Source organism: Gleimia hominis, assembly GCF_032085515.1.
Taxonomy (GTDB): domain Bacteria; phylum Actinomycetota; class Actinomycetes; order Actinomycetales; family Actinomycetaceae; genus Gleimia; species Gleimia hominis.
In genome coordinates, this window is record NZ_JASXSX010000001.1 from 441,899 (window position 1) to 453,789 (window position 11,891).

General features: G+C 53.8%; 4 protein-coding genes. 3 read left to right on the plus strand and 1 reads right to left on the minus strand.

Annotation, left to right across the window (positions count from 1 at the left end; translation table 11 throughout):
* Positions 1–799 precede the first annotated feature (799 nt).
* From QS713_RS01960 to pyrG, 3 genes are all read left to right on the plus strand, one after another.
* Positions 800–2,293: an ATP-binding protein gene (locus tag QS713_RS01960; protein WP_313272021.1), complete on the plus strand. Its 1,494-nt coding sequence runs from the start codon at positions 800–802 to the stop codon at positions 2,291–2,293.
* Positions 2,294–2,555: 262 nt separating this feature from the next.
* Positions 2,556–6,473, plus strand: coding sequence for an LPXTG cell wall anchor domain-containing protein (locus tag QS713_RS01965; RefSeq protein WP_313272023.1), 3,918 nt, complete (start codon positions 2,556–2,558; stop codon positions 6,471–6,473).
* A gap of 226 nt (positions 6,474–6,699) precedes the next feature.
* Positions 6,700–8,421, plus strand: coding sequence for a CTP synthase (gene pyrG, locus QS713_RS01970; protein WP_313273705.1), 1,722 nt, complete (start codon positions 6,700–6,702; stop codon positions 8,419–8,421).
* Between the two features lie 85 nt (positions 8,422–8,506).
* Here pyrG and QS713_RS01975 read toward each other — a convergent pair whose 3' ends face one another.
* A complete protein-coding gene (locus QS713_RS01975; protein WP_313272025.1) occupies positions 8,507–11,884 on the minus strand; it encodes a DUF499 family protein in 3,378 nt (1,125 codons plus the stop codon).
* Positions 11,885–11,891 lie beyond the last annotated feature (7 nt).

The window sequence follows — 11,891 nt, forward strand, 5'->3', positions numbered from 1 at the left end:
TATTGTCTGTTTATTAAGCGCGTCTATTTCTGCCAATATTTCCTGGTTTGGGAAATGGTGGGTTGCTGTGCCCTTAATGGTTTGTGCAGTAGTCTGTGGCGTAACTTACTTAGCGCAGACTTTAAAATGGCGACGATCGAAAGCTGAGTAATATCTTTTTAGAGGCTCTTTCCGTTTGAAGGTGTGGGTGGGGTTGGTTAGGGTTTGTGGGGTTGGTGTCGTGTCGATGGGGTGAATAAGGCCGTGGTCTTTTGGGGTGGTCTTGGTTTTCTTTCGTTGTAGGTCGCGTGTAAGGCCATCGCTTTGAAGCTGGGGCTGTTTGCATACGGCCAGCAGTTGCGGGATACGAATGAGCTGATTAAAGCAGCTTCGACTTTTTTCGCATCCGAACCAGGCCGCCTACATACGGCTCTCGAGTACCACACACCTGAAGAAATCGAGGATGAATACTGGCAACGACACAAGTCATTAGAAAACAATAGAAAACAGAAACAATAGAAAACAAGGTAAACACCTAGCTAAAAGCCCAGATTACTTCAAATTGAATTCAATCGTTTAAGCGGTGGCGTTGTTGGCTTTGGTTTTGTATCTACTTATCGTGTTTACGCGTCCTTACCGTCACGGTGGAGGCCGGTTAGATATCCGGTAGGTCCTCATTGCAAATCTCATTGCGAAAGATTTTTGCTATGAGGCGCCATTTCTTTGCGATGAGGCCTGATTTTTTGCGATGAGGGCCCAATTTTTTGCGATGAGGGTGTGTCTCATTGTTAATGAGGGCTGGGGCATTTGTTCTTGCGGTATGACTACCTGGACGGCAGAGCTGTTGGAGATTACTCTTTCGAAATTGCGGCGACGAGGGGGAGATTCTGTCGAAATAGAAGTTAAACGCGCTAAGGAAAATGTGCCAGAGAACTTACCTCGTACGCTGTGCGCATTCGCAAACATGCCTGAGGGTGGCACTGTCATACTAGGGGTAGATGAACGGTCTGGTTTAAAAATAACTGGTGTAAAAAACGCGGCGAAAGTTGAGGCTGCGGTAGCGAGTCAAGCTAGAAATGCAGTGGTGCCCAAGTTAAAAATCAACGCCAGCACGGTTACGGTAAATGATCGCCAGGTAGTCATTGTTGAGGTCGTACCGTTGCGTATGGAAGATAAGCCGGCGAAGGTAGGTGGAGTAGCCTATCTAAGACAATCTGATGGGGATTACAGTCTTTCTGACAATGAGTTGCGACTGATTGAGGTTGCACGATTAAGATCCGACGAGCAGGTTCACTACGATGCCAAGATAGTGGAGGGCACGAGCAAGAGGGACTTGGATTCTCAACTATTAAAAGAGTATCTGCAGCGGGTAAGGCAGACGAATAGGCGGTTATCTCAACTTAAGGATGACGGTGAGTTAATGCGTCAGGTAAGGATGGTTGATGAGTCTGGTGAACTAACGCTTGCGAGTTTTTACGCATTGGGTTTCTACCCTCAAGGTTATTATCCTGCTTTGTCCGTTACTGTCGCAGAGCAGTTAGAACGTGGCCACGCAGGTAGGCGAACGAGGGATTTGGAGAGAATCACGGGGCCCGTATCTGTCTTGCTTACGGAGACCATGCGGTGGATAACGGAGCATTTGAGTGTAGTGCAGCGCTATGCGCCGTCTGGACACATGGTGGATGAATCCGAGCTTCCATTGCCAGCAATTCGCGAGGCTGTTGCAAACGCGTTGATTCATCGTGATTTAGGGCCAAATACGTTAGGAATTGGACAGGGGGTGGACGTGCGTTTGTTACCGGATTTCCTCATTATTACTAACCCGGGTGGCTTGCGAGGATTGACTGTGGCCCGGCTGAAGAGTAAAGACATCAGTAGGCATGAAGTTAACCAGCGCCTTTATTCGTTGTGCACGAGTCTGCGGACAGAAGATGATGAACGCATTATCGAGGGTGAGGGTGGTGGGATCCGGGAGATCTATAAGACGGTTAAAGATGCCGGTTTACCAGAGCCTGAATTAGTTGATTTTGGGGTCAGATTTGTCGTTAAGTTTTGGAGGGGGAAACTGGCGACGAATCGAACGGATACTGCAGCGACTTTTGCAAACCTTGGTGTTAATACGAAGACAGTGGGGGAGACTGTGATTGTCTCTGGAGATGAAGGGGCTAGTGTGAAAGAAATTGTTGACACAACAAAGCTGACTGCAGGGCAGGTTCGGTACGCACTAAAACTACTGGTTGAATCCGGGTTTGTGCAGATGTTAGGTGGCCGGGGGAGCCGGAGAACCTCGTACCACTGGATTGATAATTCGTAGTTCACTACGCAGATCGGGAGTGATCTAGATAGATCCTCATTGCGAATCTCATTGCAAAGAGTTTTTACAATGAGAATGTGTAGTTTGCAATTAGAGCAGGAAGTTTTGCGATCACTGACTAGTTGTTAACAATGAAGTGATTGCGACTTGTGTGCGCTAACTTCTCTTCTGTGACGCTTCGGCGTGCGGATTGAGTATTTAGGTTTTCCCGACAATTCAGGTAAATTAGGTGAGCCTTACCTATTTGACCTGAAGGTGGAAAATGACAAATATAATTAACCGCAGCGGTAGGAAGCGTTGGTGCACACTAGCCGCTGGGATTCCCATCATCGCACTGTGCGCAACTTTCACGGCTCCCGGTTCCCTGGGATGGGCCGCTACCAAACCCAGTTTCGCGCTTAACTCCACGGCTCCCAGTGTGGGCGGTAAGCCTGCGGAAGCGACAGACAACGATTCAAACGACCCGAAGTGGTCGGGTGATAAAACTGGGCGTTACGGCGATGTGGTGCGGAAAATAGACCGCGTGGCGTACGTGGATGGGGGTGCGTTCGCTTCCCCCAGCTGTGACGTTACAGGTGACGGTAAGCCGGACATGATTTTTGCAAACTCGAATACCCTGTCGGTAGTGGACCACATTCCTTACGGTGATCCGGGGGAGGAGGTTTCCAAAAATATTGCTGAGGAAACCGGTGTGCGTAAAGTTGTCTTGCCGCTGTCTGCCGGAAAGCAAAACACTCCGTTGGTCACATGCGTGTCGGGCTCAAAGTTGAATAAGGATGAGGTTGCGACGCCAGCGAATGGGCGCTCCGTGCCAGTTGCGGTTGCTGCGGGTCATGAATTGGCACTGGTAAAGCCGCAAGCTTTCGCACAAGCAGACGCACACGCAGAAAAGCAAACGGGTGAACAAGCAGAAATCCAGACAGGCGATAAAACTGATGACCGCGCTGATGGTGAAGGGACAGCTGAGGACTCGGCCGTTGTAAAGATTAAACTTCCCGGTGAAGTAACTGCACTTACGGCAACCACTTCGCCGCTGGGTAAACCATTGCTCGTGGTGGCAATGGGTTCTAAAATCAACGTTTATAGTGCGGATAAACTAGCTGACCTGGCGTCGGACGCGCATGCGCAGCAGCAAGAACTGAAACCGGAACAAACACAGCGGCAGCCTGAAAAGGAAACAGACGCGCAAGCGCACGAATCAGGTGCACAGCAAAAAGGTCCAGAAGTTGAGCCCGATAGTGAGTTTGTGGCACCCGCAGAAGTAAAGGCGCTCGCGGAAGTGTCGTCAGCAGTTGATGGGAAGCCGAACCTCGCGGCAGGTATTCCAAGTAAAGACACGGTGTTAGTGTTTGCTCCGAAACTGAAGCAACAAGGCGTCGACCTGAAACAAAACGCGCAGGTAATCACCGCGACGCCCGGCAGTGAGTTTGGGGCGGCGTTAACAGCAACCGGGGACCTCAACGAAGACGGGCGAACCGACTTGGCAGTGGGTGCACCGGGGGCGTGGAATAACGCGGGGGCGGTGGCCCTCGTGAATATGGAAGAACGGAACGCGCGAATCACTGTGGACCTTGCTAAAACGGAGGGTGACCTGGTGGTTTCTGGTGGGCAGCGGGCGGGAAGCGTGCTGCGGCAGAACGTGAAAGGTCGGTTCGGTATTTCTGTTGCGTGGGTAGATGGTTACGGGCAGCCGGGAGCGTTGCTGGTGGGCAGGCCGGTGAACGATGAGCATGCGGGGGCGCTTCTGATTTCGCAAAATGCGCTCACGAAAGACTGGGTGCGGGGCCAGGGGGTAGATCACATTCCTGGTGGGCAGTGGGCGTGGTTCGCAGCTACTGAAGATGCGAATGCGACCGATGGCACCCGCGTGGGGATTGTGCCGCGGAGGGGAAGTGATCACCTCACGGGGATTTACACGGCGGACGCACGGGGAAAAGTGGATGTGTGGACTGTGGATATGTCGCGGCAAGCGGAGAAACCGGGTGGTTCTGAGGCCTCGAAGCCGTCGGTGCCGCAGCCAGCTAATCCCACAGCGGAGCCGGCGATGAAACCGGTGAATGAGGATGGTAAACGCAGTTGGCTCGGAGAGTTCACGTCGGGTTTCGGCGGGGCGATTGCGCGTGGGGCGTGTGACGTTACCGGTGATGGGGTGGCGGATATTGTTGCGTCGACTGCGGTGCGTTCGGAGTGGAAGTTCGACCCCTACTACGCGGACACGGAAACTAAGGGGTGGGTGTTTAACGTAACCGGGCAGTTGCAGGTTATCCCGGGGCAAACACCGGGTGGCACCTTACCTCAGGAAGAAGTAATACAGATTAACGGGCCGGTGAAGACGCAGGATCCGGCGGTGGATGCGAATATTGGTTTGTCGGTGGCGTGTGCTGGCGATGTGAATGGTGACAAGGTAGATGACATTGTAGTTGGGTCGCACACGATGGGTCGCGTGTGGGTTTTGTACGGCGGTAAGGGCCTGCGTGGGGTGGATTTGAATGATCTGGACCCGGCGAAGGGGTTTGAGATTCACTTGCCGACGGATGGTTCGCCGGCGTTTAACATTACTCGCGTGGGTGACGTGGATGGTGACGGTAAGGCCGATGTTGGGTTTGTGGTGGCGAATTCGCGGTATGCGATGGGGCAGCATGAGAAGACGTCGGGCACCGCATTTGTCATTAAAGGTGGGGCGTATAAGAAACCGGTTGATATGACGGATTTGTATGCGCCTAATGACGCGGTTTTGTTGCGGATTGATATGCCAAATGGGCATACGATGAACTCGTTCACCCGGGTGGGGGATGTGAATGGTGATGGGGTGCGTGACTGGGTAGTTACGGATTTCAATGCCATGTCGCCTGAGGGGACTGTGCCCGGTAAAGCCTGGGTGGTTTACGGTGCGCCGCTTGGTGATGACACGAAATCGCAGGGTGGTTCTGCTTCTGGCGGGAACCCGGGTGCGGGCCAAGCTCGAAATCTAGACGCAAACCGGGCTCGGAGTCAGGGTGCTGCTTCTGCCGCGCATAACCATGTGATAAATGGTCGGTCGGTTGATTTGGCTGGTAGTTACGCGGGTTACGAGTTTGAGGTTAAGGCGGATGTTTCTGTGCGGCTTGGTGCGGGCACGTCGGTGGCGCACCTGGGTGACTTGGATGGTGATGGCACGGACGAGTTCGCGATCGGGTTCGATGGCGGGGAGATCATGAACACTGGCAGCGGTGGTTTCGCCATTGTTTATGGGGTGAAAGATTCCCATGAGGCGCTGGGCAAGCCGGGTGATTCCGGTGCGTCTGCTACGTCGGGCGCTTCTGGTATTTCTGGTGCATCTGGCGCGTCCTACGGTTCTGGTGCGTCTGGCGCGTCTGCGCCGAAACGCGTGTTTGCCCCGTCGGATCCGGCGGCGTTGGATAAGCACGTGCGGGTTGTTACGGGCGGCGCCGAAACTGGGTTGGGTTATAGCTTGGATGCCCGCCCGGGGGATCAGTTGCTTGCGGCCCAGTTAGCGGTGGGGGCTGCTAATGCTAAAGGGGGTGGCCGGGTTTACCGGGTGGATGCAGCGAAGGTTCCTGAGGGGATTTCGAAGCTGGAGGATCTGGGTGGCGCGGTGCAGACGCTCACGAGCCCGGCGGAGCACGCGCGTTTTGGGCGTGCAGTAGCGTTCTCTGAGGATGTGAAGGGCATGCCGATGCTGCTGGTGGGCGGTGATGGCGTGATTGATGAACCACCGTCGGAGTCTAATAACTGGGAAGAGACGCAGGGGTATGCGCACGCGGCGCATATTTTGGCGTTGCGCCTGGTGGAACCAAAAGAGCCGGACACGGGAGCTGGTGGGCAAACCACACCTGGTGGCCCGGGTAGTGGTGTGCAAACGAATCCGGGTTCTGGCGGGCAGACCGGTAACGGCGAGCATGCCGAACCTGGGCAGGGTAAACCCACGCCGTCTAAACCCGGCAACACCAAACCTGGCAATCCTAAACCCGGGAACACGCAACCAGGAGACACCAAACCTGGCAACACCAAGCCGGGCAACACCAAGCCGGGCAACACCAACCCGGGTTACAGCGGAAAAACCCCGAAAGATAAAACTGGCGGGCTTCCCGCTACGGGTGCGAGTGTTGGTTTAGTGTCGCTTGCAGCGTTGTTAGCGCTGGGCGGTGGCCTGCTCTTACGTAAGCGGAAGCGCCGGTAAAACACTAAGCTGCGCCGCTTCCACCACCCCGCTGCAAAGTCGGCGCTGGTGGAAGCGGCGGCACCCCTAATCTGCCGCAAATATGCCGCAGCCGACCAAAAGCATGCTCCTCGCAGACGCCAGAAAACTGCGGCACAATCCAACATACGAATAGTGACGAAAATTTCATGGGACGGAACTTTTATTTGGTATCACCGTTGCCGTAAACTGGAGGTCCGTGAGTAATATGATTTCGCGCTCCAGCGCACACGCGGACACCAAGTACATTTTCGTTACCGGCGGGGTTGTCTCTTCTTTAGGGAAGGGATTGTCGGCAGCCAGTTTGGGCCACCTCCTCATCGCAAGAGGCCTGAAGGTGACCATGCAAAAACTTGACCCCTACTTGAATGTCGACCCGGGGACGATGAATCCGTATGAGCATGGGGAAGTGTTCGTCACCGACGATGGGGCGGAAACAGACCTGGATTTAGGGCATTACGAACGGTTTTTAGACCGCTGCCTTACCCAGGAATCGAATGTGACTACGGGGCGGATCTACTCGGACGTGATTGCGCGCGAACGCCGCGGTGGTTATCTGGGTCGCACCATCCAGGTGATACCACATATTACGAATGAGATTAAGAAACATATTCTCGCGATGTCAGCGCCCGCCCAGGATGGAAGTACCCCGGACGTGGTGATTTGCGAAATCGGGGGAACAATCGGCGATATTGAATCGCAACCATTCCTGGAGGCCGTCCGGCAGATTCCCCGCGAGGTTGGCCGCGAGAACACGTTTTTTCTGCACGCCTCTCTGGTGCCGTATTTAGCGCCTAGCGGTGAGTTGAAGACCAAACCGACGCAGCATTCCGTGGCAACGCTGCGCAGTATCGGGATTATTCCGGATGCGTTGATTTTGCGCGCGGACCGGCAACTACCTCAGGCGTTGAAGAAAAAGGTGGCGCTGATGTGTGACGTGAGTGAAGAAGGGGTGGTTGCCTGCCCGGATGCCGCGTCTATTTACGATATTCCCAAAGTGTTGTACGACGAGCATTTGGATACGTTTGTTATCCGCCGTTTGAACTTGCCTTTCCGTGATGTTGACTGGGGTGGTTGGGATGATTTGCTTGAGGCGGTGCATCACCCGGTTGGGGATGTGAATGTTGGGATTGTGGGTAAGTACGTGGAGTTGCATGATGCGTACTTGTCGGTTGCAGAGGCGGTGCGGGCGGCGTGTTTTGCGCATCGGCGGCGAGCGCGGATCCGGTGGGTGCCAGCGGATTCTTGTGAGACCAGTAGGGGTGCGCGGGCGGCGCTCGCGGGTTTGGATGCGGTGATTGTGCCCGGTGGGTTTGGTGCCCGGGGGATTGAAGGTAAGTTGGGTGCAGTCCGGTTTGCGCGTGAGAATGGCCTGCCGTTTTTGGGGATTTGTTTAGGTTTGCAGTGCGTGGTGATTGAGGCAGCGCGTTCAGCTGGGATTGAGGGGGCGTCTTCAACAGAGTTTGGCGAGGATGCGGCTGAGCCGGTGATTGCGACTATGCAGCAGCAGGTGGCGGCTGTGAGTGGTGAGGCTGATTTGGGTGGGACGATGCGTCTGGGATCCTACCCGGCGGTGCTGGCTGAGGGTTCGGTGGTGGCCCGTGCGTATGGTTCTACGGAAGTGACGGAGCGGCATCGGCACCGGTTTGAGGTGAATAATGCGTATCGGGAGAGGATTGCTCGGGGCGCGGGGTTGCGGTTTAGTGGTACTTCGCCGGATGGGTCACTGGTGGAGTTCGTGGAGTATGCGGACCACCCGTTTTTTGTGGCAACCCAGGGGCATCCGGAGTTTAAATCGCGCCCAACCCGCCCCCACCTCCTGTTCGCAGGTTTGATTGAGGCGGCGTTGGGTCGCGCTGGGAACAGTCAAACGGCGTTGGGTCGTGCGCGAAGCAGTCAAACGCCGTTGGATAGGGCGGAGAACAATTAAACCTAGCTGAAGAACCTGGTGAACGAGTAGGGGCTACCGGTGGTTGAAAAATTTGGTCTATTTGTTGAAACACTTTGGGAGGCAACTATTCCTCCTCGAACCCAGAGCTGTCGAGTCGTAGTTGTTCTGCACTGTTTTCGAATACATTCATGAAGTGTTCGTCGAATCCTTCTGGAAGCGTGGCTTGTAGGTCAATGCTTATCTTGATTGACGCGCCCGTTTGGCGTAGTGGATCCAGGACTCTGCTGTTTAGGTTCGCGGCAAAACTACTGAATGAGTCATCACTCATTTCGATGGATGCGAAATAACGAGTTTTGGCGTGCTCCGCAGGTGCTGTGGAACCATTTCCAGTTGCTGCCGGCGAGGCCTTTGGTTGATCACCAGTTTCGACTGCCGGAGTATTGTTGCCGGATTCCCCTTCTTCGCTGGCAAACTTTTGCTGAACACGGCGAGCTTCGTTGGCCACATCCCAGTCCACAATGAGGGTTTCATCTGTGATTGCTATTGACGCAGATGCGGGTAGCGCATCGTCTGGTATAAGCAGGCCCTGCAGCATCCCATCATCTTCACCGCGACGGGCAGCGAGCGCGAATCGTTCGTCTGGTTGTATAACTGCGCTAATAGAATCAGCCAAAGCCCTTTCTAGAACCGCGCGATTAACTAGCCGGGCCATAAATATGTATTTGGTAATAAAGTCCCACATGGTCTTTACTGATAGCGCACCATCTACAAAGGCGGAACGTACAGGATTAATAAGGGTCATCTTCACCATGTTTGGATTCAGATCCGCAACAAGCATCCCGTCTTGCGAAAGCTTTGAACCAGTGCGCTCGGCTAACGATTGTCCTGATGTGTCCGTAACCTGTACTGTTGCTAACTCGTAGTTTGATTTCGGATCGTCTTGCGTCGGGTAAACACACCAGCAGTAGGTGTCTTGTATGCGCTGGTCGATTGACCTGTCTGCTTCCTTGATTGAGCGGCGGACTTGTTCCAGCTGCATTTGATCTAAGTTGAGCGAATCCTTCTCATTTAGCACCCGTTTCCACGCCATGAACGTGCAAACGGTTTCCGTAAGTGCCGCTAAGTTACCTGTGTCTGGAGCTAGGAACACCAGCATATTGCGGTTAAGCCGTTGTGCCGTCCCGCGGTAATCAATCGCTTTGCGTACCCATTCCCCAACGGTTGAGTTCTTAGCGTCGCTGCGGCGCATAGAGAACTTTGGATGCACAATAACCAAAGTGACTTCAGGAAGGTCAGCGATATCGGCAGAGGTTTCTGGCGCAGGGCACACTCTAGGAAATATTCCGCGTTTTTTATCAAAGGCTTCGTCGCGCAAACGGGATACGATTTCTTCTAAGATCAGTTCCGGATCTTCGTGTAACTGATCGCGGTAGTCGCGTGCAGTTTTTGCGATTGAGGGGTGCACACCGAAGCGGTACCCCGTATTCTCTTTAAAGAAGTACGTGGATCGGTCAGTCAGCTGTTCTAGTGCAAAGTTGAAGTTGCCGAGTGTATCAGCAGGCATGGCGGTGCCCAACCACACTTCTCTTGAACTAAGAGTCTTGTTCTTCTGACGTATGCGTGGGACGGACCCTAAAAAGACGGTGCGCGCAACGCGTTGAGCGAGGTGGCGTTGCCCTAATGCCGAATGGTCCGAGTCAATCATCGCAGCTGTGGACTGGGAGCCAGATACGTCTGCTTCAATAATTGGGCGCCAAGATTCTTGGACAAACTGGGAGATTTGCGACAGCAGAGCTTCGGACTCAAACGGGATATGCCCGGGCAGAATTAGTGGGCTTTGATCATTCGAGACCCACAGTTCATGAATGATTGTGGATACGAGTCGCAATACGCCGCGAGTACGCTGGAATGTTTCGAGAGTAGACCAGTCTTCATACAGACGATCCAGCAGTTCGGGGTGTAGCGGATACGAACCACGAATCCGGTTTTCGTATTCAGAAGTGGTGGTGTTTGACGGGAAACTCTGTGCCGAACCCCGGTACATATTGATGAATTTCTTAGCGATCACACCTATTTGCGCGTGCTGTTCGACTGTTGGTTCTTCGAACAGTCTCTTGCGGACAATCTCAAAAGACTCGTCGCGGGTGGAGGGTCGCCACTGGTCTGCTTGCCTTCCGATCACATGCTGTAGTTTCTCTAACGCTTCTTGACCGTTTTGGCCGCCAACTTCTAGGCTGCTACCTTCGTTTGTGTTTTCGGACGCTGGGATAGAAACTACGAGCATGCAGTTCTCGGTTCCAGCTACAGCTTCAGTTAGTGTTTGCGCAAACGTGAACTGGTTTGCGAACGTGCCGGCAGTTAGGTCATCGCGGCCGACCAACTGGCGTGCGTAAGCAACCCATTCGTCCACCAGTATCAGGCACGGTGAGTAGGCTTTTAATAGTTTCTGCAAGGCGTCGGCCGGTGGGGTAGAAGTGCGGTCATTTTCTGCAACGTATGCGTAACCGTCGGCACCACCTAATTGCCAGGCAATCTCGCCCCAAATGGTGTTTATTTTTGTCCCGTCAGGTTTCACGGATGGTTTTGCAGTGTTCAAAAAAGTTCCCACAATCGTGGCACGGTTTACACTGCCTGGTTCCCACGGTTCGCCCGGTCGTAGGTGGGATACTAAGTCTTGGATATCTGAAGAAAAGTCGAGTACCGACCGTTCTCCAAAGAGGTGATATAGAGCGAGGAGGGAGTGGGTTTTACCGCCCCCGAAGTTCGTCTGTAGGTTTACGATTGGCGAACCAGAGTTGTCGCCCGTTATCCGCTTAACAGCTCTGGTGAGTAAGTCTCGCAACCCTTCTGTTAGGTATGTTCGGTTGAAGAACTCTACGGGATCTCCGTAGGGGTTACCTGGAGTGCATGCTTCTTTTGTGATTGCGATGTCCGCTAGGTTGATTGCGAATTCTGAGGCTTGGTACTGACCTTTGGTTACTTCTTCCCGTGGTTTAATTATTTCCCGCCACGGTTGCATTCCGTCGGTGATATTTGGGCCAACGAGTTTGCGTTTAGCGATGGTTCGTTCACGCTCGTCACTTACGCGACCTTGCAGCCCCAGGCGCAGTTCTTTTGTGTCAGCTGCGGAATCGAAGGCGTCTACGGCTTCTAGCAGTAGTTCTATTGTGTTGAGGGCCCGGCTGGTGCGTTCGGAGTCGAAGGTTTCTAGGTGGGCCCACTCGTTACGTGTGTTGCGTAGTTCAGAGGCGTATGCCTGTTGGTGTCTGGCTATGCGGTGGTTGAATTCGCGGCCGAACTCCGTGATGGCGCGCAGCTGAACGGCTGGGTCGGCTTTGTTTATTTTACGCAAGGGGGTGTTGAATCGTTCCGAATCAAGTTTCGCCCACCTAGTATCCCAGTTTCGGGTGCCAAAGACGGCAGTCATCACGTCATCTACTGGGCCTTCGAGGCCTTCTGATAGTAGTTCGAAACCTTTTTGCAGACGGTCCCTGTTGTTCATAGCTGTT